At 64.8% G+C, this 23,239-nt stretch carries 17 protein-coding genes; 4 read left to right on the top strand and 13 right to left on the bottom strand.

Going from position 1 to position 23,239, the window contains the following annotated elements:
- Nucleotides 1-4: 4 nt before the first annotated feature.
- Nucleotides 5-541, bottom strand: coding sequence for a hypothetical protein (locus BLIN9172_RS01400; protein ID WP_101553517.1), 537 nt, complete (start codon nt 539-541; stop codon nt 5-7).
- A gap of 246 nt (nt 542-787) precedes the next feature.
- Here BLIN9172_RS01400 and tkt point away from each other — a divergent pair, with 246 nt between their 5' ends.
- From tkt to BLIN9172_RS01385, 3 genes are read left to right on the top strand one after another with little or no spacing between them, the layout of a single operon-like run.
- A complete protein-coding gene (gene tkt / locus BLIN9172_RS01395) occupies nt 788-2,869 on the top strand; it encodes a transketolase (protein ID WP_101553557.1) in 2,082 nt (693 codons plus the stop codon).
- The gene (gene tal, locus BLIN9172_RS01390) at nt 2,866-3,969 is read left to right on the top strand and encodes a transaldolase (RefSeq protein WP_101553516.1); all 1,104 of its coding nucleotides are present in this window, start codon (nt 2,866-2,868) and stop codon (nt 3,967-3,969) included. Before tkt ends, tal begins: the two co-directional genes overlap by 4 nt.
- Nucleotides 3,966-5,597, top strand: a complete 1,632-nt coding sequence (locus BLIN9172_RS01385; RefSeq protein ID WP_101553515.1) for a phosphoglucose isomerase-related protein — start codon at nt 3,966-3,968, stop codon at nt 5,595-5,597. Before tal ends, BLIN9172_RS01385 begins: the two co-directional genes overlap by 4 nt.
- Nucleotides 5,598-5,693: 96 nt before the next feature.
- On the opposite strand, the gene secG is transcribed toward BLIN9172_RS01385, so the two are convergent.
- The 10 genes from secG to BLIN9172_RS01335 are packed head-to-tail and all read right to left on the bottom strand — an operon-like array spanning nt 5,694 to nt 19,290.
- Nucleotides 5,694-5,939, bottom strand: a complete 246-nt coding sequence (gene secG / locus BLIN9172_RS01380) for a preprotein translocase subunit SecG (protein WP_025777779.1) — start codon at nt 5,937-5,939, stop codon at nt 5,694-5,696.
- A gap of 55 nt (nt 5,940-5,994) precedes the next feature.
- Nucleotides 5,995-6,780, bottom strand: a complete 786-nt coding sequence (gene tpiA / locus BLIN9172_RS01375) for a triose-phosphate isomerase (protein WP_101553514.1) — start codon at nt 6,778-6,780, stop codon at nt 5,995-5,997.
- 14 nt (nt 6,781-6,794) lie between these two features.
- Nucleotides 6,795-8,012 (bottom strand): phosphoglycerate kinase, encoded by a 1,218-nt coding sequence (locus tag BLIN9172_RS01370; RefSeq protein ID WP_101553513.1) that lies wholly within the window; start codon nt 8,010-8,012, stop codon nt 6,795-6,797.
- Entirely contained in the window at nt 8,009-9,010 is a 1,002-nt protein-coding gene (gap, locus tag BLIN9172_RS01365; RefSeq protein ID WP_101553512.1) for a type I glyceraldehyde-3-phosphate dehydrogenase, read from the bottom strand. Before gap ends, BLIN9172_RS01370 begins: the two co-directional genes overlap by 4 nt.
- Before the next feature lie 9 nt (nt 9,011-9,019).
- Nucleotides 9,020-10,003 carry a DNA-binding protein WhiA gene (whiA, locus tag BLIN9172_RS01360; protein ID WP_025777783.1) on the bottom strand — a complete coding sequence of 328 codons (984 nt, stop codon included), beginning with the start codon at nt 10,001-10,003 and terminating at the stop codon, nt 9,020-9,022.
- Between the two features lie 25 nt (nt 10,004-10,028).
- Entirely contained in the window at nt 10,029-11,024 is a 996-nt protein-coding gene (locus BLIN9172_RS01355; RefSeq protein ID WP_101553511.1) for a gluconeogenesis factor YvcK family protein, read from the bottom strand.
- A gap of 1 nt (nt 11,025) precedes the next feature.
- A complete protein-coding gene (rapZ, locus tag BLIN9172_RS01350; protein WP_180956928.1) occupies nt 11,026-11,940 on the bottom strand; it encodes an RNase adapter RapZ in 915 nt (304 codons plus the stop codon).
- 60 nt (nt 11,941-12,000) lie between these two features.
- Nucleotides 12,001-13,860: an excinuclease ABC subunit UvrC gene (gene uvrC / locus BLIN9172_RS01345; protein ID WP_101553510.1), complete on the bottom strand. Its 1,860-nt coding sequence runs from the start codon at nt 13,858-13,860 to the stop codon at nt 12,001-12,003.
- 5 nt (nt 13,861-13,865) lie between these two features.
- A complete protein-coding gene (gene uvrA, locus BLIN9172_RS01340; RefSeq protein ID WP_101553509.1) occupies nt 13,866-16,736 on the bottom strand; it encodes an excinuclease ABC subunit UvrA in 2,871 nt (956 codons plus the stop codon).
- A gap of 58 nt (nt 16,737-16,794) precedes the next feature.
- Nucleotides 16,795-19,290 (bottom strand): DEAD/DEAH box helicase, encoded by a 2,496-nt coding sequence (locus BLIN9172_RS01335; RefSeq protein WP_101553508.1) that lies wholly within the window; start codon nt 19,288-19,290, stop codon nt 16,795-16,797.
- 65 nt (nt 19,291-19,355) lie between these two features.
- Here BLIN9172_RS01335 and BLIN9172_RS01330 point away from each other — a divergent pair, with 65 nt between their 5' ends.
- Nucleotides 19,356-19,646, top strand: coding sequence for a YciI family protein (locus BLIN9172_RS01330; protein ID WP_101553507.1), 291 nt, complete (start codon nt 19,356-19,358; stop codon nt 19,644-19,646).
- A gap of 132 nt (nt 19,647-19,778) precedes the next feature.
- On the opposite strand, the gene BLIN9172_RS01325 is transcribed toward BLIN9172_RS01330, so the two are convergent.
- Both BLIN9172_RS01325 and uvrB read right to left on the bottom strand, forming a co-directional pair.
- Nucleotides 19,779-20,846, bottom strand: coding sequence for a TerC/Alx family metal homeostasis membrane protein (locus BLIN9172_RS01325; RefSeq protein WP_101553506.1), 1,068 nt, complete (start codon nt 20,844-20,846; stop codon nt 19,779-19,781).
- 187 nt (nt 20,847-21,033) lie between these two features.
- Entirely contained in the window at nt 21,034-23,166 is a 2,133-nt protein-coding gene (uvrB, locus tag BLIN9172_RS01320) for an excinuclease ABC subunit UvrB (RefSeq protein WP_101553505.1), read from the bottom strand.
- Between the last annotated feature and the right edge of the window lie 73 nt (nt 23,167-23,239).

Here is a 23,239-nt window from a genome sequence, read left to right as displayed (position 1 = left end):
GATTCTACCTGTTGTCGAAGTTTTTGCCAGTCGCGCGAAGGCGAGTCGAGTCACTGACGATGCGGATGAGGAAGGCCACTGCGGCACACACGGGAGCAAGCACGACGACCTGTACGACGAGCACTGAGACGAAGCTCAGCGAGGCCGACTGCGGATCTGCACGGAGGAGATTCACATCGACGCACAGGCCGATGATTCCGGCGATGACGGAAAAGACGAGGGCGGTCGTCCACACCAGACCGCCGCGCCGCGCATTGAGCATCACGGCCAGCGCTGCTGCGAAGGGTGTGAGCAGAACGAGAGTGCCCAGCGTCCACAGCCCGAGCTGTCCGATGTCGACGCCGCCACGAAGCGGCTGTGCGATCGCCGACGACACGGCGACGGTCACCACGGCGAAGAACACCGGGCACGCCGTGCCGATCCGGGAGATCAGCCGACGGAGTCCTCTTGTCTGTTCGGCCACCTCGGCGAGGTCGGGTCGCCTGCCCGTCAGCCATCCGGGTCGACGGTCTCCGCTGTCTGCGACGGCGGCATCGATCATGGGATCAGCCTCTTTGCTCACCCTGTCATCCCTCCAGTCAGGCACGGCCCGGTCTCACTCTCTTCGGCACACCGCAGTTGTTGAATGTCGAACCACAGCTGTGCGCGAGACCACACTTTACCCGTCGGTAGCCGAAATGTCTCGCTCCCTGTCGGCACGGCAGGTGAACAGGGGCGGCGCTTCAAGCGTCCGACGGGTAGAGTTTGAATGCACGCTCTTCAGACGAACGAAGGATCGCTCGACGACATGACAACTCTGTCCTGGACTGAACTCGACAATCGCGCAGTCGACACTGCCCGCCTCCTCGCCGCGGATGCGGTGCAGAAGACAGGGAACGGGCACCCGGGCACCGCCATGAGCCTGGCTCCCATCGCCCACTACCTGTATCAGCACGGACTCACTCACGACCCGGCCGACCCGACTTGGGTCGGCCGTGATCGTTTCGTCCTCTCCTGCGGTCACAGTTCGCTCACCCAGTACGTCCAGCTCTACCTCGCCGGATTCGGGCTCGAGCTCGACGACCTCAAGGCCCTGCGCACCTGGGGTTCGCTGACACCGGGCCATCCGGAGGTCGGACATACCGCCGGCGTCGAGATCACCACGGGCCCGCTCGGCTCAGGATTGGCCTCAGCCGTGGGCATGGCCATGGCCGCTCGACGCGAACGCGGACTCTTCGACCCCGAGGCGGCTGCCGGCACCTCACCGTTCGACCACAACATCGTCGTGCTCGCCTCCGACGGCGACCTCGAAGAGGGCGTGTCCGGTGAGGCCTCCTCGCTGGCCGGCACACAGGAGCTGTCGAATCTGCTGGTGATCTGGGACGACAACAAGATCTCCATCGAAGACGACACCGCGATCGCCTTCGGCGAGGACACCGCCGCCCGCTACGCCGCCTACGGCTGGCACGTCCAGCACGTCGACTTCACCGCCGGTGATGACTACCACGAGGACATCGAAGCCTTCCACGCCGCCGTCGAGGCCGCTCGCGCGGATTCCCGTCCGTCGTTCATCCGCCTGTCGACGATCATCGCCTGGCCGGCGCCCAACGCCCAGAACACCGGCGGATCCCACGGTGCCGCCCTCGGCGAGGACGAGATCCGGGCGACCAAGGAGGTCCTCGGCTTCGACCCGGAATCGACCTTCGCCGTCGCCGACGAGGTCCTCGCCCACACCCGTCAGGCACTCGACCGCGGTCGTGCCGCTCACCTCGAATGGGACAAGTCCTTCGCCGATTGGCGCAGCGCCAACCCGGACAACGCCGCACTCTTCGACCGTCTGTCCAAGCGCGAACTGCCCGCCGGACTCGATGCGGCCTTCCCGGTCTTCGAGGCCAGCGAGAAGGGCATCGCCACACGTGCGGCCTCCGGCCAGGTGCTCAACGCGATCGCCGAGACCATGCCCGAACTCTGGGGCGGCTCCGCCGACCTCGCCGGTTCGAACAACACCCTGGTCAAGGGTGAGCCGAGCTTCCTGCCCGCGCACCGATCCACCGGCGCCTTCTCCGGACATGAGTACGGACGCAATATCCACTTCGGCGTCCGTGAGTTCTCCGCCGGTCTCATCGGCAACGGCATCGCCCTCCACGGCGGAACCCGCCCTTACAACGGCACGTTCCTCGTCTTCAGCGACTACCAGCGTCCCGCCGTTCGTCTGGCCGCCCTCCAGCAGCTGCCGAATCTGTTCGTGTGGACCCACGATTCGATCGGCCTCGGCGAGGACGGACCGACCCATCAGCCGATCGAGCACCTCTCCGCCCTGCGCGCCATCCCCGGCCTCGACGTCGTCCGACCGGCCGATGCGAACGAAACCGCGGTCGCATGGCGGACGATCCTCGACCGCACTGACGGGCCCAGCGGACTCGTGCTCACCCGCCAGGCCGTGCCGGTCCTCGACCGTGAGAAGTATGCTCCCGCCTCCGAAACCGCACGCGGCGGCTATGTGCTCACCGATACCGGCGACCAGCCCGAGGTAGCCATCATCGCCAGCGGTTCCGAGGTCGCCATCGCCCTCGAAGCCGCCGAGTCTCTGCAGGCATCGGGCACAGCCGCACGCGTGATCTCCATGCCGTGCCAGGAATGGTTCGACGCACAGCCGGAGGACTACCGGGCCACGGTGTTGCCGCGTACGCTGAGGGCACGCGTGAGCATCGAAGCCGCCTCGGCGATGAGCTGGCACAAGTACCTCGGCGATGCCGGACGTGCCGTGTCCATCGAACACTTCGGTGCCTCCGCGGACTACCAGACCCTGTACGAGAAGTTCGGCATCACGGCCTCGTCCGTCGTCGACGCAGCCAAGGAATCCATCAACGCAGCAAAGGCGGAAGCATGAGTGAACGTCTCCAGCAGCTCAGCGCGGCCGGAGTCTCGATCTGGCTCGACGACCTCTCCCGCACCCGACTCGAATCCGGGGATCTCGCGCGGCTCATCGAGGAATCCTCCGTCACGGGTGTGACGACGAATCCGACGATCTTCGCGAACGCGATCGCCAGTTCCGACGACTACGATTCCGCGGTCGCCGAGCTCGGTGCCTCCGGTGCCGATGTGGATGAGGCCATCGAGGCACTGACCACCGCGGATGTCGCCGAGGCGGCGCGCCTGTTCCGTCCGGTCTTCGAATCCACGGATGGTCAGGACGGTCGCGTGTCCATCGAGGTCGCTCCCCCGCTGGCCCACGATTCGCAAGGGACCGTCGCCACGGCGAAGGCCCTGTGGGAGCGCGTCGGCGAACCGAATGCGATGATCAAGATCCCCGCCACCGAGGCAGGGCTGACCGCGATCTCCGAGACGATCGCCGCCGGGATCAGCGTCAACGTCACCCTCGTGTTCTCCCTGACCCGCTACCGCCACGTCGTCGAAGCCTTCCTCCAGGGCCTGGAGAAGGCCCGCGCCGCCGGCCACGACCTCTCGACGATCCGGTCGGTCGCCTCGGTGTTCGTCTCCCGGGTGGATTCGGAGATCGATTCCCGTCTCGATTCCGTCGAGGACCCGAAGGCGGTCGAGCTCAAGGGCAAGGCGGGCATCGCCAACTGCGTGCTCGCCCATGAGATCCACTCGCAGCTGTTCACCTCCGAACGCTTCCGGGTCCTCGAACTCGCCGGTGCACGTCCGCAGCGTCTGCTGTGGGCCTCGACCGGAGTGAAGAACCCCGACTATGCCGACACGATGTACGTGGCCGGGCTCGTCGCGCCGAACACCGTGAACACGATGCCCGAACCCACCCTGGAGGCCTTCGCCGACCACGGTGAGGTCACCGGCCGGATCACGTCCGAGCACTACCGTGCCGCCGACGAGGTCTTCGACGCCCTGGCTCGACTGGGCATCGACTACGCCGAGGTCATGACCGTGCTCGAAGAGCAGGGCCTGGAGAAGTTCGATGTCAGCTGGACCGAACTCCAGGACACGATCCGGACGGCTCTGGAGCGCTCATGAGGCTTTCACTCTCTGCTCCCGTCGGCGAGGAATTCGATGCCGAGGCCGCGCGACTCATCGACGCCGGTCTGGCCTCCCGTCTGAGTGACAAGGATGCCGAACTGTTCGACGGAGCCGCCGATGCCGCGGACCGGATGGGCTGGGTGGACCTTCCGCAGCAGGCTGCTGAGCTGCTCGATGAGATCGAGTCCCTGCGGGCAGAACTGCAGGAACAGGGTCTGCGCACGATCAGCCTGGCCGGAATGGGCGGATCCTCGCTCGCTCCCGAGGTGATGGCTCAGACCGCCGGTGTCCGACTCGAGATCGTCGATTCGACGGATCCGAATCAGGTCGCCGAGGCGATCGGCACCGACCTCGAGCACACTGTCCTCGTCATCGCATCGAAGTCCGGAACCACGGTGGAGACGGATTCGATCCGACGCAGCTTCGCCGCGGCTTTCGAATCGATCGGCGTCGATGCGGCATCCCGGATGATCGCGATCACCGATCCGGGGACGGAGCTCGAGGCTCTGGCCGCCGATCAGGGCTTCCTCGCGACGTTCCTCGCCGACCCCACTGTCGGCGGACGTTTCAGTGCGCTTTCGGCCTTCGGGCTCGTTCCCGCAGGTCTGGCCGGTGCCGATGTGCGCGAAATCGTCGCAGAAGCCGCTGCGGCAACCGCGGAACTGTCCGCGGACAACCTGGACAACCCGGCACTGCGGTTCGGCGCTTGGCTGAGCATCGCGCACGCCAGGATGACGGAGAAGCTCGTCCTCGCCGAGACATCCGGGCAGCTGGCCGGGCTCGGAGCCTGGGTCGAGCAGCTCATCGCCGAATCCCTCGGCAAGGACGGTCAGGGCATCCTTCCCGTCGTCGTCGACTCCCCCGCCGACATCGGGTTCTCCGACGCCCGCGCGGACGCTCTCCTGTGCCTGCTCGGGCCGGCAGCCGAAGGCTCAGAGCTGGGTGCACCGTCCAGATTCGAAGCGAGCATCACGGGTGGGCTGGGCGAGCTGTTCCTGTTCTGGGAATACGCCACGGCCATCGCCGGATACAGCATCGGGGTCAACCCCTTCGACCAGCCCGATGTGGAAGCGGCGAAGGCACGGGCCAGGCATCTGCTCGACGGACCGGACTCGGCAGCCACAGGACAGCCGCAGTTCCGTGAGGGAGACATCGACGTCCTCGAGGTCGTCGACGAGGCCACCGATCTCGTCGGAGCCCTGGAGGAGCTGTTCTCCCGGGTCGACGAGTACGGGTATGTCGGCATCCAGGCGTACCTCGATCGGATCGCCGATGCCGAGGCCGAGGATCTGCGACCGCTCGTATCCACACACGCCGGAGTCCAGACGACCTTCGGCTTCGGACCCCGCTACCTGCATTCGACCGGTCAGTACCACAAGGGCGGTCACCCCAACGGCGTGTTCCTCCAGATCACCGGTGAGGCTCGCACGGATCTGCTGGTGCCGGGACGCGACTTCGGCTTCGCACAGCTGCAGCGCGCCCAGGCCGCCGGAGATGCAGCAGTGCTGACCGAGAAGGGTCGGCCCGTGCTGCGTCTGCACCTGCTTGATCGTGCTCGCGGCCTCTCGCAGCTGCGAGAGGCGATCGGATCGATCAGCCCCCGCCACCACTTCGGCCACGACTGATCGGCCCGAAGCGGCACTGATCCGCCGGCACGACGGACAGACCACGAATGAGAAGGACCCCGACCGGAATGGTCGGGGTCCTTCTCATTCGCCTGCTCAGGCGTTGAAGCGGGTGAGGACTCCCAGCAGGATGATGCAGGCCGCCCAGATGATCGCCATGAGCGTGGTGAACCGGTTGAGGTTGCGCTCGGCGACACCCGAGGACCCCAGCGACGAGGACATTCCGCCGCCGAACATGTCGGACATGCCACCGCCCTTGCCCTTGTGCATGAGGATCAGCAGGGTGAGGAAGACGCTCGTGAGCACAAGCAGCGCGATGAGAATGATGTTGAGGATTTCCACGTCGGATTCAACCTATGTTTCGTCGAGTGTTTCGTCGAATGATGCGTCTGTCAGTCTACTTCGCGACCGCGGCCTTGCACAAAGCGGCGAAGTCCGGGCCGCTCAGGCTCGCACCGCCCACCAACGCGCCGTCGACGTCTGCGGACGCGACGATCTCTGCCACATTGTCGGCCTTGACGGATCCGCCGTAGAGGATGCGGGTGGTCTGGGCCAGAGCGTCGCCGTACTTCTCACCGAGGCGCACTCGGATGGCCGACGCCATTTCGGCGGCATCGGCGGCCGTGGCGGTCTCTCCGGTGCCGATCGCCCACAAGGGCTCGTAGGCGATGACGAGGCCGGAGAGATCGGCGGCGTCGAATCCGGCCAGGGATTCATCCATCTGCCCGAGCGTGAACTCGACGTGGCTCTTCTCCTGCCGCTGTTCGAGGGACTCCCCCACGCAGAGGATCGGCGTGAGTTCGGCCGAGAGTGCGGCCTTGATCTTCGTGGCCACGACCTCATTGGTCTCGTGGTTGTCCGCGCGGCGTTCGCTGTGGCCGATGACCACGTAGCTGCAGCCGAGTCGGGAGAGGAACGAAGCGGCGATCTCTCCCGTATGCGCTCCGGGAGCGTGCTGGGAGACGTCCTGGGCACCGTATTTCAGCCACAGTTTGTCGCCTTGGACGAGGGTCTGCACCGAACGGATATCGGTGAATGGCGGGACGACGACGACTTCACAATGACTGTCGTCGAGTTTGGCGTCCTCGAGTGCCCAGGCAAGCTTCTGGACAGCGGAGATCGCCTCCAAGTGGTCGTGGTTCATCTTCCAGTTGCCTGCCAGCAGCAGGGTGCGGTCGTTCATGGTGTCTGTCTTCCTCATCCGAGTGCGTCGAGTCCGGGCAGGGTCTTGCCTTCGAGGTATTCGAGGCTGGCACCACCGCCGGTGGAGATATGGCCGAAAGCGTCGTCGGCGAAGCCGAGGCTGCGCACGGCGGCCGCGGAGTCACCGCCGCCGACCACGGTCAGCCGCTGTCCCCGACCGCTGCCGTCATCGGTCAGTGCCTGGGCGACGGCTTTGGTGCCGGCAGCGAAGGCCGGGAATTCGAAGACGCCCATCGGCCCGTTCCAGAACACGGTGGTCGAGCCCGCAATGATCTCGGCGTAGGTGCGGGCCGATTCGGGGCCGATGTCGAGGCCGAGGCCGTCGCCTCCTGCAGGAGTGTCTTCGAGTTCGGCGACGGGCCGGACCCAGTGTTCGGCATCGGCGGCGAAGGAGGCGGCCATGACGATGTCCGTAGGCAGGACGATGCGGGCCCCGCCGGACCGGGAGCGTTCGAGGTAGCCCACGACGTCGTCGATGCGGTCTTTCTCGACCAGGCTCGAACCGATGTCGTGGCCGAGCGCGGCGAGGAAGGTGAAGACCATTCCCCCGCCGATGAGCAGATTGTCGGCACGGTCGATGAGGTTGTCGATGACGCCGAGTTTGTCCGAGACCTTCGACCCGCCGAGGACGACGGTGAACGGTGAGGCGGGATCATTGAGCAGCCGGTCGCTGACTTCGACTTCCGCACGCACCAGCGAACCGGCATAGTGCGGGAGGAGGCCGGCGATGTCGTAGACCGAGGCCTGCTTGCGATGGACGACGCCGAAACCGTCGGAGACGAAGTCGTCGGCCAGTCCGGCCAAGCGGGACGCGAACTCCTGGCGCTGCGCATCGTCTTTCGCCGTCTCGCCCGGGTTGAAGCGGAGGTTCTCCAACAGCAGCACCTCGCCGTCGGACAGGGCCGCGGCCTTCGTCTGCGCATCCTCACCGACGGTGTCGGCGGCGAAGGCGACCGGACGGCCGATGGCGTCGGCGAGCTCGGGGACGATCGGGGCCAAGGAGAACTGCGGATCCGGTTCTCCCTTGGGCCGGCCCAGATGCGACATCACGATGACCTTGGCTCCCGCCTCGGCGAGGGACCTGATGGTTCCGGCCGAAGCCAGGATGCGCCCCCGATCGGTGATGGTGCCGTCGTCCATCGGCACATTGAGATCGCTGCGGACGAGCACCGTGTGGCCGGCGAAGATGCCCGCATCGTCGAATGTCCTCATGAGTCCCTTTCGCTGAGAATGTAGCTGACCATGTCTTTGAGTCGGTTCGTGTAGCCCCACTCGTTGTCGTACCAGGCCACGACCTTGATCTGGTCTCCCAGAACTATCGTGAGCTTGGAATCGACGATCGCCGAGGCGGTGGTGCCGACGATGTCGGTGGAGACGAGTTCGTCGGTGGAGAAGTCGAGATACGGTGATCCGTCCGCCGCGGAGGCGAGGATTGCGTTGACCTCGTCCCGGTCGGCGCCCGTGGACGTGGTGAAGGTGAAATCGATGATCGAACCGGCGGGCACGGGCACGCGCACGGCCAGTCCGTCGAGCTTGCCCTCGAGGTGGGGCATCACGCGGCCGACGGTGCGAGCGGCGCCGGTCGTGGTGGGCACGATGTTGACGGCGGCGGCGCGCGCCCGACGCAGATCCCGGTGGGGTCCGTCGACGAGCATCTGGTCGCCGGTGTAGGCGTGGACGGTGTTGAGCAGACCGGATTCGACGCCGAGGGCGTCGTCGAGTGCTTTGACGACGGTGGCCATGCAGTTCGTCGTGCACGAGGCGTTCGAGACCACGGAGTGCGCGGTCGGGTCGAAGACGTCTTCGTTCACGCCCATGACGAGGGTGGCGTCGACATCCTTTCCGGGGGCGGAGAGCACGACCGTCTGCACGGTGCCGCCGAGGTGGGCCTCGGCCTGGTCCTGACGCGTGAAGCGTCCGGTGGATTCGACGACGAGTTCGACCTTGTGCGAGCTCCAGTCGATGGCGGCCGGGTCGGCTTGGCTGGTCACGGCGATCTCGCGTCCGTCGACGATGATCGCCTCGTCGGCGGCGTCGACGTCATGGTTGAACCGCGGCCAGACGGAATCGTGGGAGAGCAGATGGGCCAGGGTCGTCGTATCGGTGAGATCGTTGATGGCCACGACCTCGAAATCGGCATCGGGTTCGAGGGACAGACGGAACAGGGCACGACCGATGCGGCCGAAGCCGTTGATGGCGATTCGTCTCATGCCTCGATCTTAGCGATCCTCGAGCATTTCCGGGGTCAGACTGGCTTCGGTACCGGGAATTCCCAGTTCTTCCGCATGCTTGTCCGCAGTCGACAGCAGCCTGCGGATCCGGCCGGCGACCGCGTCCTTCGTCATCGGCGGGTCGGCGAGCTGGCCGAGCTCCTCGAGAGACGCCTGTTTGTGAGTCACTCGCAGCTGACCGGCATAGCGGAGGTGTTCGGGGACCTCGTCGCCGAGGATCTCCAGTGCGCGTTCGACCCGAGCTCCGGCGGCCACAGCGGCACGTGCGGAGCGGCGCAGGTTCGCATCGTCGAAGTTCGCCAGACGGTTCGCGGTCGCGCGGACCTCCCGGCGCATCCGCCGTTCCTCCCAGACCAGCACGGCGCTGTGGGAGCCCATGCGGGTGAGCAGTGCGGCGATATCGTCGCCGTCGCGGATGACGACGCGATCGACTCCGCGGACTTCACGGGCCTTCGCACTCAGGCCGAGGCGACGAGCGGCACCGACGAGGGCAAGAGCCGCCTCGGGGCCCGGGCACGTGACCTCGAGTGCCGAGGAGCGTCCCGGTTCGGTCAGGGAGCCGTGGGCGAGGAAGGCTCCGCGCCAGGCGGCCTCGGCATCGGCCACGGACCCGTTGACGATGGCCGAGGGCAGTCCGCGCACAGGCCTGCCGCGGTTGTCGACGAGTCCGGTCTGGCGGGCCAGCGCTCCCCCGTCACGGGTGACACGCAGCAGATAGCGGTTGGAGCGGCGGATCCCGGCGGCATTGATGACGACGATGTCGGCATGCTGACCGTAGAGGTCCTTGATCTCCGCGCGCAGTCGCTTGGCGGCCTGAGCGGTGTCGAGTTCGGCCTCCAGGACGATCGAGCCGTTGACGAGGTGCAGAGCCGACGAGAAGCGGAAGATCGAGGACACTTCGGCCTTGCGGGCGGAGGTGCGTGTGATCGTCACACGCGCCAACTCGTCCTTGACCTGAGCGGTCAGTGCCATAGCTCGTCCTCCTGCACCTGAAGTTCTACCACTGCTCGGCGACGCCGATCCCGGCGTCCAACAACATGTCACGGTAGCATGCCGCGAGTTTGAGGCTGTCATGCTGTCCCTGCCTCCGTGAGCGCAAGGGACGTTCCCAGAGCTTCGCCCCGAACATGTCTTCGGCCCGGTCCGGCAGATCGGGTTCGAGTTCGGTGGCCGCCTCGTCGACGAGGACATAGTCCAAGGTCAGTGAGCGGGCATGTCGGTGGAGGGAGACGAGGTGTTCGCCGAGGCTCAGATCCTTCGTCTCACCGTCGGTGGAGCTGAGGTTGAGCGTGAGGGATTTCACCGCGTTCGAGGCCACGATCGCCTCCGCGAGGGAGGGCACGAGCAGGTGAGGCATCACCGAGGTGTACCACGAGCCGGGGCCGAGGTTGAGGACATCGGCTTCCTCCACCGCGTCGACTGTCTCGTAGCGGGCCGGTGGGGCCGCCGGGTCGAGGCGTACGGTCTCGACGTGGCCGATTGTGGAGGCGAGCACGGATTGGCCGCGCACGACCTGGAAGGAGCCGGGGAACTTCACATCGGCTTCGATCGTCAGCGGCACCGAGGACATCGGCAGCACACGGCCGTGAGCGCGCAGCAGACGGGCCATCCAATCCAGGCCGGCCACATGGTCGCCGTGGATCTGCCACAGGGCGGCGATGAGCAGATTGCCCACTGCGTGACCGTCCAGCTCCCCCGCCGATTCGAAGCGGTGCTGGATGACGTCACGCCACGTCTGACCCCAGGTTCCGTCATCGCAGAGTGCGGCCAGCGCCATCCGCAGATCACCGGGAGGCAGTCCGCCGAGTTCGTCGCGCAGACGTCCGGATGAGCCGCCGTCGTCGGCGACGGTGACGACCGCAGTGAGGTCTTCGGTGAGCAGGCGGAACGCCCTCAGCGCCGCATAGAGACCGTGGCCGCCGCCGAAGGAGACGATATTGGGACCGTCCTTCTGTGCGCCCGTGGAGATGACGGGCAGATCTTCGGTCTCCATGTCATTCTCTTCCCAGATCACGGTGACGTACGGTGACCGGAATCCCGGTCCGAGCCGAGAGCAGTCGTCCGACGCGTTCGCTGATCGCCACGGAGCGGTGTTTGCCGCCGGTGCAGCCGATCCCGATCATCGCGTATCCGCGTCCCTCGTGCAGATACCCTTCGGCGACCGTGGACAGAGTTGCGGCATAGCGTTCGATGAATTCCTCGGCGCCGTTCTGCTCGAGAACGTAGTCGGCGACATCGGAGTCGAGCCCGTTGTGTCCGCGCAGATGGGGAATCCAGTACGGGTTGGGCAGGAAGCGGACGTCGGCGACGTGGTCGGCGTCCTTCGGCAGTCCGTATTTGAATCCGAAGCTCATCACCGTCAGGCGCAGCGGTGGGGTGTCATCGTCGCTGAAGCGCTTGCGCACCTCGGCAGACAGCTGGTGCACGTTGAGCTCGGAGGTGTCGACGATGATATCGGCGCGGTGTCTGAGGGACTCGAGCTCGGCACGTTCGGCTTCGATGCCGTCGAGCAGGGTCCCCTCCCCCTGCAGAGGATGGGGTCGCCTCGTCGATTCGAACCGTCGGACGAGGACTTCGTCGGAGGCGTCGAGGAAGACGATGCGCAGGGACAGCCCCTGATCGACGAAATCGCTGATCGTCTCCTGCAGCTCGGTGTACTTCGTCCGGCCCTTGGCATCGATGACGATCGCGATCTTCGGCAGGGCGCCATCGGCTCGAGCGACGAGCTCGACGAGCGGACGCATCATCTGCGGGGGCAGGTTGTCGACGACGTACCAGTCCATGTCTTCGAGCACATTGGCCACGGTCGTGCGGCCGGCTCCGGACATGCCGGTGACGAGCACCACCTCGATGGGGTGGTCGGATCCGTTCGATTCGGCCTGCACGCTCACGCGTCCTCCTCTGCTCATGCCCGTTCGGTCGGCGGGATCAGTGTCCCTCGGCACTACTCTAGGGCAGAATCGCAGAGCTCAGTCGGTCAGAGCCCCGACGATCTTCGCGGCGAGAGCGGGACCGATCCCCTTGACCTCGCAGATCTCTTCGGCGGTGGCGGCGCGGACCTTCTTCACGGATCCGAAATGACGCAGCAGAGCGGTGCGCTTCGATTCCCCGAGCCCCGGGATCTCGTCGAGCACCGAGCTCGTCATCGCCTTTGCACGTTTGGACCGGTGATAGGTGATGGCGAAGCGATGGGCCTCATCACGCAGGCGCTGCATGAGGAAGAGACCTTCGGAGTTGCGTGGGAGGATGACGGGGAACGGATCGTCGGGAACCCAGATCTCTTCGAGTCGTTTGGCCAGACCGACGACCGAGATGTCGACGATGCCGAGATCGGTCAGTGCTCGCGTGGCGGCAGCGACCTGCGGGCCCGCACCGTCGACGACGAGGAGGCTGGGCCGGTAGCCGAAGCGCTCGTCGGGTTCCTCGGAGGTCATCTGCTCGAGGTAGCGGCTGAAGCGACGTGAGACGACGTCGTACATCGATGCCGTATCGTCGGCCGCCGCGTCCCCGTGGATGGCGAAGTGTCGGTAGTCACGCTTCTTCGCCATGCCGTCCTCGAACACGACGAGGGAGGCGACGACGTTCGACCCCTGGGTGTGGGAGATGTCGATGCATTCGATGCGCAGCGGTGCTTCCGCCAGGTCGAGGTGCTCCTGGATCTCCTTGAGCGCCTGGCTGCGTGTCGTCAGGTCGGAGGAGCGCTTGAGCTTGTGCTGGACGAGCGCTTCCTTCGCGTTCTTCCCCACCGTCTCCAAGGCCGCCTTCTTCTCACCGCGTTCGGGCACCCGCACGGTCACTCGGGAACCACGCTGCTGGCTCAGCCACGCCTCCAGCGAATCGAGATCCGCCGGCAGAGTGTCGACGAGGATCTCCTTCGGGATGGCATCGGCGTCGAGGCCGGAGTAGGCCTGACGCAGGTAGTCGGTGGTCAGCTCGGCGGGAGTGTGGTCATCGGAGCGTTCGATGATCCAGCCGCGCTGACCGCGGATGCGACCCTGGCGCACATGGAAGACCTGGACGGAGGCTTCGAGCTCCTCGGTGACGAGGGCGAAGATATCGCAGTCGGCGCTCACGGACAGGACCACAGCCGATTTGTCGAGGACCTTCTGCAGCGCGGAGATCTCGTCGCGCAGACGGGCCGCGCGCTCATAGTCGAGTTCTGCCGCGGCGCTGGCCATCTCCTTCTGCCGGTGGCTGATGAATCGGCCGGTGTTGCCGGACATGAAATCTGAGATGCTGCGGGCGAGATCCTTGTGATCGCCCTTGCTGATCTGGCCGACGCAGGGGGCTGCGCATTTGTCGATGTATCCGAGCAGACAGGGTCTGCCGCTGCGTTCGGCCCGGCGGTAGACGCCTGCTGTGCAGGTCCGCATGGGGAAGGCCCTGAGCAGCAGATCGAGCGTGTCCTTGATCGCCCACACCTGGGCGAACGGACCGAAGTACTTCACGCCCTTGCGTCGCTTTCCGCGAGTGATGAAGGCACGAGGCACCTCGTCGTTCATCGTGATCGCCAGATACGGATAGGACTTGTCGTCGCGGAACATGACGTTGAACCGCGGATTGAACTCGTTGATCCACGTCCATTCGAGCTGGAGCGCTTCGACCTCGGTGTCGACGACGGTCCATTCGACCGAGTTCGCGGTGTGAACCATCGTCGAGGTGCGCGGATGCAGCGCGGCGGGATTGGCGAAGTACGAGTTGAGTCGGTTGCGGAGGTTCTTCGCCTTCCCGACGTAGATCACCCGCCGATCGGGGTCCCGGAACTTGTAGACCCCGGCCGAGGTGGGGATCGACCCGGTGGCCGGACGGTAGGTGGATGGCTCAGGCATTCGGATCAGGACTTGAGAATCGGTTTGAGGAACCGTCCGGTATGGGATTCGGCCACCTCGGCGACCTCTTCGGGGGTGCCCTGGGCGATGATCTGCCCACCACCGCGACCGCCCTCCGGTCCGAGGTCGATGATGTGATCGGCGTTGCCGATGACGTCGAGGTTGTGTTCGATGACGATGACCGTATTGCCCTTGTCGACGAGTCCCTGGAGGACCATGAGCAGCTTCGAGATGTCCTCGAAGTGCAGTCCGGTCGTCGGTTCGTCGAGCACGTAGACGGTGCGGCCGCGGGAGCGCTTCTGCAGTTCCGCGGCGAGTTTGACACGCTGGGCCTCACCGCCGGAGAGAGTCGTGGCCGGCTGCCCGAGTCGGACATAGCCGAGCCCCACTTCGACGAGCGTCTTGAGGTGTCGCGAGATCGCCGGAATCGCGGCGAAGAAGTCGTTGGCCTCTTCGATGGGCATATCGAGGACTTCGGCGATGTTCTTGCCCTTGAACGTGACTTCCAGCGTCTCGCGGTTGTACCGGGCGCCCTGGCAGACCTCGCAGGGGACGTAGACGTCGGGCAGGAAGTTCATCTCGATCTTGATCGTGCCGTCGCCGCTGCAGTTCTCACAGCGTCCGCCCTTGACGTTGAACGAGAACCGTCCGGGCAGATAGCCGCGGACCTTCGCCGATTCGGTTTCGGCGAACAGTCGGCGCACATGGTCGAAGACGCCGGTGTAGGTCGCGGGGTTCGACCGCGGGGTCCGCCCGATCGGCGACTGGTCGACGTGGACGACCTTGTCGAGGTTGTCCAAACCGGTCACGCGCTTGTGCCGTCCCGGCACCCGGGAGGCGCCGTTGAGGACATTCGCCATCTGCGTGTAGAGGATCTCGTTGACCAGGGTCGACTTGCCCGACCCGGAGACGCCGGTGACGGCGGTGAGTACGCCGAGGGGGAAGGACACCGTGACGTCGCGCAGGTTGTTCTCCACGGCCTTCTCGACGGTGACCATCCGGTCCTTGTCGACGGGACGGCGGGTCGGCGGGATCTGGATCGCTCGTCGACCGGAGAGATAGTCGCCGGTGATCGATCCGTCGGCATCCTTCAGGCCGGTGACAGGACCGGAGTAGACGACCTCTCCCCCGTGCTCGCCGGCACCGGGCCCGATGTCGACGATCCAGTCGGCGGATTCGATGGTGTCCTCATCGTGTTCGACGACGATGAGGGTGTTGCCGAGATCCTTGAGCTTGTTGAGCGTTTCGATGAGTCGGCGGTTGTCACGCTGGTGCAGACCGATCGAGGGCTCGTCGAGGACGTAGAGGACGCCGACGAGGCCGGAGCCGATCTGTGTGGCCAGGCGGATGCGCTGGGCCTCACCGCCGGAGAGCGTACCGGCGGCCCGGTTGAGGCTGAGGTAGTCGAGGCCGACGTCGAGGAGGAAGCCGAGGCGGGCGTTGATCTCCCTCATCACCTGCGCCGCCACCGCGGCGTCCCGGGAGCTCAGTTCGAGGGAACCGAGGAAGGAGGCCGCTTCGTCGAGGGCGAGTTCGGAGACCTCGGCGATGGATCTGCCGCCGACCTTGACGGCGAGGATCTCCGGTTTGAGGCGCGTACCGTCGCAGCTGGCGCACGGGATCTCCCGCATATAGGACTCGTAGCGTTCCCGCGACCACTCGGATTCGGTTTCCTCGTGCTTGCGCTGAATGTATTGGTAGACGCCCTCGAAGCCCGTCGAGTATGTGCGTTCGCGGCCGAAGCGGTTCTTGTACTTCACGTGGACCTTGTAGTCCTTGCCCGTGAGTATCGCAGTCTTCGCAGTCTTCGGCAGCTTCTTCCACGGCGTCTTCATATCGAAGCCGAGTTCGTCGCCGAGGCCCTTGAGCAGACGGTTGAAGTACTTCGCGACCTGTTTGCCGCCCGACCAGGGGGCGATGGCCCCGGAGCCGAGGCTGAGGTCCTCGTCGGGGACGACGAGAGCTTCGTCGACCTGCAGGCGGGTGCCGATGCCGTCGCAGGTGGGGCAGGCGCCGAAGGGCGAGTTGAAGGAGAACGAGCGGGGTTCGATCTCGTCGATCGTCAGGGGGTGCTCGTTCGGGCAGGACATATGCTCGGAGAATGTGCGCGTCGTGCCTGCGTCGACGAGTTCGACGTCGATGCGTCCATCGGCCAACCCCAGCGCGGTTTCGACGGAGTCGGTCAGGCGCGGGCGCATTCCCGATTTGGCGACGAGGCGGTCGACGACCACGGAGATCGTGTGCTTGTACTGCTTCTCCAGGGTCGGCGGTTCGCTCAGGCTGATCTGCTCACCGTCGACGATGGCCCGGGAGAAGCCCTTGGACTGCAGGTCGGTGAAGAGGTCGACGAATTCGCCCTTGCGGGAGCGGATGACGGGAGCGAGGACGAGGAACTTCGTGCGTTCCTCGAGTTCGAGCAGCTGGTCGACGATCTGCTGCGGTGTCTGCTTCGTGATGACCTCACCGCAGACGGGGCAGTGCGGGGTGCCGATCCGTGCCCACAGCAGGCGCAGGAAGTCATAGACCTCGGTGATCGTGCCGACGGTCGAACGCGGATTGCGCGACGTCGACTTCTGGTCGATCGACACCGCCGGGGACAGCCCTTCGATGAAGTCGACGTCGGGTTTGTCCATCTGTCCGAGGAACATCCGGGCATAGGAGGACAGGGATTCGACGTAGCGTCGCTGCCCCTCGGCGAAGATCGTGTCGAAGGCGAGCGACGATTTGCCGGAACCGGACAAGCCGGTGAACACGACCATCGAGTCGCGCGGCAGCGCGATCTCGACGTTCTTGAGATTGTGCGCTCGGGCTCCCTTGACCCACAGGGTGTCGAGATGGGAAACGCCTGTCACTTGCTCACCGTTATTGGTTTTCATCACCTGACCACTGTATTACTCGGCACTGACATTGCTGTATTCGCAACGGTTCGAAGACTCATCCGCCGATCTCTCCGACGGAGAGGATGCGGAGCACGATGTCTCCGGATTCGTCGCTGGCGGCCACGTCCACCTCGGCGTCGATGGCCCAGTCCCTGTTGTCGTCGGGGTCGGCGAGGATCTGTCGGACGCTCCATGTGTCTGAACCGGGTGTGATGTCGATATATTCCCGTCCGCGGGCCTTCTGGTCGACGATGAGCTCCCCGTATTCGTCGTAGAAGTCCTCGATCGCGTCCTCCCAGGCCCGTGAGTCGAACCCGGATTCGGCGTCGAGACGGCCGAGCTCCGTGTAGTTCGCACGTTCGGCCAGCAGGACTCGGTGGAACAGAGCATTGCGGATCTCCGCGGTGAAGACCTTCGTGTTCTCGGAGAAGCGGCGGTCGAGGGCCGGCAGATCGTCGGTAGCTTGAGTGGGGTCGAGACCCTGCAGGGTGCGCCATTCGTCGAGCAGCGACGAATCAGTCCGCGCGATGGTCTCACCACACCATTCGATGATGGTCTCGAGTTCCTCGGTCCGGTTCTCCGCGGGAACGTTGTGGAGCAGTGCGCGGTAGACGTCGGTGAGGTAGCGCAGCAGGCTGCCCTCGGCCCGGGCGAGACTGTAGTAGCCGACGAACTGGGTGAAGCCCATAGCCTGCTCGATCATGTCGCGGACGACGGATTTGGGTTCGAAGCCGCCCCGGTGGAGCCAGGGATGAGTCTCGACGAAATGGTCGAAGGCCGGGTCGAGCAACTCGGCCAGGGGTGCGGGGCTTTCGATCTCGTCGAGGATCGCCATGCGTTCGGCGTATTCGACGCCTTCGGCCTTGAGCTCGGCCAGGGTCTCTCCCTTGATCCGGTCGAGTTGGCCCTTCAGTATCTGGAACGGCACCGAGGTGGTCGCCTCGACGATGGATACCACGTCGAGGGCGTAGGTGTCGTCGTCCTCGTCGAGAAGGTCGAGTGCGGCGAGAACGAAGGGCGCCAGGGGCTGGTTGAGCGCGAACTGCGGTCCGAGGTCCTGGGTGGCGACGAGCTCGCTGCCGCGGACCTCGATGAGACCGGCGTCGATGAGGGAGCGTCCGATGCTGATCGCGGTGAGTTTGAGGTCGAGTCGGCGGTCGCTGCTCTCATGCGTCTTGTCGATGAAGTCGCTGATGGTCGAGACGTCGGAGCCGGGGCGGGCGACGAGGTTGAGGATCGTCGAATGGTCGATCTTCATCCGCGGCCGCAGGGTCTCGGATTCGCCCTCGATGAGTTTCGTGAAGGTCTCTTCGGACCAGCCGACGAAGCCGACGGGGGCGGACTTCTTCTTGATCTTCTTCTTTTTCTTCTTCTCATCGTTCGCGGCCTTCGCTTCGGCCTTGAGGTTGTCGATGACGTGTTCGGGGGCTTGGGCGATGACGTAACCGCGGGTGTCGAATCCGGCGCGGCCGGCACGTCCGGCGAGCTGTTGGAATTCGCGGACGCTGAGTCTGCGCATCTTCCGTCCGTCGAACTTCGTCAGTCCGGTCAGGAGCACGGAGCGGATGGGCACGTTGATGCCCACGCCGAGGGTGTCCGTGCCGGAGATGACGAGGAGCAGGCCCTTGAGCGCAAGCTGTTCGATGAGTCGGCGGTACTTCGGCAGCATTCCGGCGTGATGGACGCCGACGCCGTGCAGAAGCAGTTTGCGCAGGCTCTGCCCGAATCCCTTGCCGAAGGTGAAGCCCTTGATGGCTGCGGCGATCGCGGCTTTCTGCTCCTTGGAGGCGAGGTCGACCGAAAGCAGGTTGGTGGCGAGGTCGATGGCTCCGTTCTGGGAGTAGGAGACGACGTAGACCGGGGCTTTGTCGTTGCGGACGAGTCCGCGCAGAGTGTCAGAAAGCGTCTCCGTCGAGTATTCGTAGTCGAGTGGGACGGGCCTGGTCGCGGAGGTGACCACGGAGGATCCGCGTCCGGTCGTCTCCGTCATGGTCGACCGGATGTCGGTCGTGTCGCCCAAGGTGGCGGACATGAGAACGAACTGGGTCTGCGGCATCTCGAGGAGGGGCACCTGCCAGGCCCAGCCCCGGGAGGGATCGGCGACATAGTGGAACTCGTCCATGACGACCATTCCGGCGTCGAGCATTCCGCCCTCACGCAGCGCCTGGTTGGCCAGGATCTCTGCCGTGGCGCAGATGACGGGAGCGTCGGGGTTGACCGTGGAGTCGCCGGTGATCATGCCGACGTTCTCGGCACCGAAGGCGTTGATGAGGGAGAAGAACTTCTCGCTCACAAGGGCCTTGAGCGGGGCCGTGTAGTAGGACCGGATCCCCCGGGTGAAGGACTGGTAGAGCGCGAAGAGAGCGACAAGTGACTTCCCCGAACCGGTCGGGGTCGCCATGATCGTATTGTCGCCGGCGAGGATCGTGAGGAACGCCTCGTCCTGAGCCGGATACGGCTCCACTCCGATCGCTTGGCAGTATTCGCCGAAGGACTCATAGATCGTGTCGTCGTCCGCGAATTCCGCTGGGATCTCCTGCAATCTGGCCACGCTGATGCACAGACCTTTCCGATTAGACTGGTTCCATCCTATTGCTCGACACCGAGGAGTCACATATGCCGGTCTTCGCCGTCACCTATCACTACGGTCCCGATACCGATACGCGGATGGAGCACCGCCCCGCGCACCGTCAATGGCAGGCGGAGATGAATGAGGCCGGAACGATCCTCGCCTCCGGTCCCCTGGACAACGATCCGCAGCCGGGAGGTCTGCTGATCCTCAGCGCCGCCGACCGTGCAGAGGTCGAAGGGCACCTGGCCGCCGATCCCTATGCCTCGCTCGGTGTCATCGAGTCGACGGACATCCGCGAGTGGACTCCCGTGTTCGGGCCCTTCGCCCTGGGCTGAGCGGCCTCCTTCCGGTTCGGGTCTGCCCGGACGGAGCAGACACGAGCGGGGTCCGTCTCGAGAGATCGAGACGGACCCCGCTCGTTCTGTGCCGACACCGAGGCGGTGTCGGCACGACCGAATCCGATCGGCTCAGGCCTCTTCGGACTCGTCTGACTGGTCGGCGCTGACGTCCTTGAAGGAGATTCCGTCCTTCTTCATCTTCATCAGCGAGGCGATCGTGGCGACCGCCATGGCGAGGACGATGACGGTCAGGGACAGCCACGTCGGCACCTCGGGGATCGAATGTCCCCACGCCAGGAACTCCCAATCGCTCGAGTGCAGAGCGTGGATGATGAGCTTGATGCCGATGAACCCGAGGATCGCAGCGATTCCGTAGTGGAGGTACACGAGCTTGTCGACGAGCCCTCCGAGCAGGAAGTACAGCTGACGCAGTCCCATCAGGGCGAACACGTTCGCGGTGAACACGAGGAACGCATTCTGCGTGACGCCGAAGATCGCGGGGATCGAGTCGAGTGCGAACATCACATCGGTCGAGCCGATGGCGATGAACACGATGAACATCGGGGTCCAGTACTTCTTGTTGTCGTCGAGGGTCACCCGCAGCTTGTTGCCGTGAAATTCGTCGACGACGTTGATCCGCTTCCGCAGGAACCGGATGAGGCCGTTCTCGCCGTCGCCCTCGTCTTCGGAGCTGAAGGCCTGACGGTAGGCGACGATGAGGAGGAAGATGCCGAAGATGAAGAAGACTTCGACGAAGGCGCTGATGATCGCCGCACCCGCGAGAATGAAGATGCCGCGGAAGATGATGGCGATGATGATGCCGACCATGAGCACTTCCTGCTGGTACTTCCGCGGTACCGAGAAGCTGCCCATGATGATGATGAAGACGAACAGGTTGTCGATGCTCAACGAGTACTCGAGCAGCCAGCCGGTGAGGAATTCGCTGCCGTGCTGGGCATCGCCGATGGCGAACAGCGCACCGGCGAAGACCAGCGCCAGGGCGACGTAGAAGGCGACCCAGATGCTCGCTTCGCGCATCGACGGGGTGTGTGGTCGTTTGACGACGAGGAGGAGGTCGAAGACGAGGATCGCGACGACGATGATTCCCGAGGTGATCATGAACCAGACGGGAATCGGAGATTCGCTCGTTGCAGCGGCGTTGCCGCCGGCGGCCAGCGTGGAGGACAGGATATCCATGGATGCCTTTCGTGGTGAATAGGATGTATCCAGGTCGAAAGTCTCTCCCACGCGGTGAATCTGCGTGCGCTCCGCGTCCGGACCCCGGTGTGGAGTCGTGGTGACGACCGCGGATGGACGGGATACTCCCTTTCGCCAGCACACCAGTATAAACACGCGAGCATCGCTCACGCGTCACCGGCACGGCTCAGGCGTGCCCGGCCTCCTTCATCTGACGCAGCTCCTGCTTGAGGTCGGAGAGCTCATCGCGCAGACGTGCGGCGAGCTCGAACTGCAGTTCCGCGGCAGCCGAATGCATCTGCGAGGTCAGCGATTCGATGAGCTCGGTGAGGTCAGCGGCCGGCGGGCGCAGCGAACCGCTTTGGCCCGCGGCTTCCCTCTGGTCGTCGGTCAGGGTCGAGTTGTAACCGCGTTTTCCCTTGCCGTAGTCGAACTCCGTGAGCAGCTCACGCGTGTCCTCGTCCTCACGCTGCAGTCGTTCGGTGATGTCCGCGATCCGCTTGACCAGCGGCGCCGGATCGATTCCGTGCTCGTCGTTGTAGGCGATCTGGATGGCGCGCCTGCGGTCGGTCTCGTCGATGGCGGTGCGCATCGAATCCGTGATCGTATCGGCGTACATGTGCACCTGGCCGTTGAGGTTGCGTGCGGCACGACCGATCGTCTGGATGAGCGATGTCGACGATCGGAGGAAGCCTTCCTTATCGGCATCGAGGATCGCCACGAGGGAGACCTCGGGAAGGTCGAGGCCCTCACGCAGGAGGTTGATGCCGACCAGCACATCGAATTCACCGGCGCGCAGTTCTGTGAGCAGTTCCACACGTCGCAGGGTGTCGACGTCGGAGTGGAGGTACTGGACGCGGATATCGTGTTCGAGCAGATAGTCGGTGAGATCTTCGGCCATCTTCTTCGTCAGCGTGGTCACGAGCACACGCTCATTCGCATCGACGCGTGTCTTGATCTCATCGAGCAGGTCGTCGATCTGCCCCTTCGTCGGCTTGACCTTGATCTCCGGGTCGACGAGTCCGGTGGGGCGGATGATCTGCTGGACGTATCCGTTGGCGTTGCCGAGTTCGAAGTTGCCGGGTGTGGCCGACAGGTACACGCTCTGTCCCACGCGCTCCCGGAACTCGTCGAACTTCAGCGGCCGGTTGTCCATGGCACTGGGCAGACGGAAACCGTGCTCGACGAGGGTGCGCTTGCGCGACATATCGCCTTCGTACATGCCGCCGATCTGCGGGACGGTGACATGCGATTCGTCGATGACGAGCAGGAAGTCCTCGGGGAAGTAGTCGAGCAGGCAGTTCGGTGCCGAGCCGGGTGCGCGACCGTCGATATGCCGGGAGTAGTTCTCGATGCCGGAGGTGAAGCCCATCGATTCCATCATCTCGAGGTCATAGGTCGTGCGCATCTTCAGCCGCTGTGCTTCGAGCAGCTTGTTCTGAGACTCGAATTCGCTCAGCTGCTTCTGCAGCTCGTCCTCGATCCCGCTGATGGCCTTTGCCATCCGGTTCTCACCGGCGACATAGTGGCTGGCCGGGAACACGTGGATGGTCTCCTCGTCGCGCACGATCTCACCCGTCAGCGGGTGGAGGGTCTGCAGCGATTCGATCTCGTCGCCGAAGAACTCGATGCGCAGCGCAAGCTCCTCGTACTGCGGGATGATCTCCACGGTGTCTCCGCGCACACGAAAAGTGCCGCGGGTGAAGGCCATATCATTGCGGGCGTACTGCATCGACACGAAGCGTTTGAGCAGTTCGTCCCGATCGCATTCGTCGCCCTTGTGAAGGGTGACCATCCGGTCGACGTACTCCTCGGGTGTGCCGAGACCGTAGATGCACGACACCGTCGAGACCACGACGACATCACGCCTGGTCAGCAGCGAATTCGTGGCCGAGTGCCGGAGACGTTCGACCTCGTCGTTGATCGAGGAGTCCTTCTCGATGAACGTATCCGTCTGCGGGACATAGGCTTCCGGCTGGTAGTAGTCGTAGTAGGAGACGAAGTACTCGACCGCGTTGTTGGGCAGCAGCTGTCGGAACTCGTTCGCCAGCTGCGCGGCGAGAGTTTTGTTCGGCGCCATGATCAGGGTAGGTCTCTGCACCTGCTCGATGAGCCATGCCGTCGTCGCCGACTTGCCTGTGCCGGTGGCACCGAGGAGGACGATGTCCCGCTCTCCTGCGTCGAGCCGGTCGGAGATCTCTCGGATCGCCGTCGGTTGGTCACCGGAGGGAGAGTACTCGGAGACGACCTCGAAGGGCGCCACCTCGCGGGTGACGTCGGGGCGGTGGCCGATCGCTGGCAGGGGGCGTTCTGAGCTCATAGTCCAACCCTAGCCCCCGCCCCTGACATTGGGCAGGCCGGAGCCGGAACGACGCCACCGACTGAATGCCTGG

Source organism: Brevibacterium linens ATCC 9172 (assembly GCF_900169165.1).
In the GTDB taxonomy this organism is placed as follows: domain Bacteria; phylum Actinomycetota; class Actinomycetes; order Actinomycetales; family Brevibacteriaceae; genus Brevibacterium; species Brevibacterium linens.
This window is presented reverse-complemented; position numbering and strand designations above follow the sequence as displayed.

What these genes read in the sequence shown, in the direction of transcription:
- BLIN9172_RS01400 (WP_101553517.1), bottom strand. Translation starts at nt 541, where the DNA reads ATGATCGATGCCGCCGTCGCAGACAGCGGAGACCGTCGACCCGGATGG.
- tkt (WP_101553557.1), top strand. Translation starts at nt 788, where the DNA reads ATGACAACTCTGTCCTGGACTGAACTCGACAATCGCGCAGTCGACACT.
- tal (WP_101553516.1), top strand. Translation starts at nt 2,866, where the DNA reads ATGAGTGAACGTCTCCAGCAGCTCAGCGCGGCCGGAGTCTCGATCTGG.
- BLIN9172_RS01385 (WP_101553515.1), top strand. Translation starts at nt 3,966, where the DNA reads ATGAGGCTTTCACTCTCTGCTCCCGTCGGCGAGGAATTCGATGCCGAG.
- tpiA (WP_101553514.1), bottom strand. Translation starts at nt 6,780, where the DNA reads ATGAACGACCGCACCCTGCTGCTGGCAGGCAACTGGAAGATGAACCAC.
- BLIN9172_RS01370 (WP_101553513.1), bottom strand. Translation starts at nt 8,012, where the DNA reads ATGAGGACATTCGACGATGCGGGCATCTTCGCCGGCCACACGGTGCTC.
- gap (WP_101553512.1), bottom strand. Translation starts at nt 9,010, where the DNA reads ATGAGACGAATCGCCATCAACGGCTTCGGCCGCATCGGTCGTGCCCTG.
- whiA (WP_025777783.1), bottom strand. Translation starts at nt 10,003, where the DNA reads ATGGCACTGACCGCTCAGGTCAAGGACGAGTTGGCGCGTGTGACGATC.
- BLIN9172_RS01355 (WP_101553511.1), bottom strand. Translation starts at nt 11,024, where the DNA reads ATGGAGACCGAAGATCTGCCCGTCATCTCCACGGGCGCACAGAAGGAC.
- rapZ (WP_180956928.1), bottom strand. Translation starts at nt 11,940, where the DNA reads ATGAGCAGAGGAGGACGCGTGAGCGTGCAGGCCGAATCGAACGGATCC.
- uvrC (WP_101553510.1), bottom strand. Translation starts at nt 13,860, where the DNA reads ATGCCTGAGCCATCCACCTACCGTCCGGCCACCGGGTCGATCCCCACC.
- uvrA (WP_101553509.1), bottom strand. Translation starts at nt 16,736, where the DNA reads ATGAAAACCAATAACGGTGAGCAAGTGACAGGCGTTTCCCATCTCGAC.
- BLIN9172_RS01330 (WP_101553507.1), top strand. Translation starts at nt 19,356, where the DNA reads ATGCCGGTCTTCGCCGTCACCTATCACTACGGTCCCGATACCGATACG.
- BLIN9172_RS01325 (WP_101553506.1), bottom strand. Translation starts at nt 20,846, where the DNA reads ATGGATATCCTGTCCTCCACGCTGGCCGCCGGCGGCAACGCCGCTGCA.
- uvrB (WP_101553505.1), bottom strand. Translation starts at nt 23,166, where the DNA reads ATGAGCTCAGAACGCCCCCTGCCAGCGATCGGCCACCGCCCCGACGTC.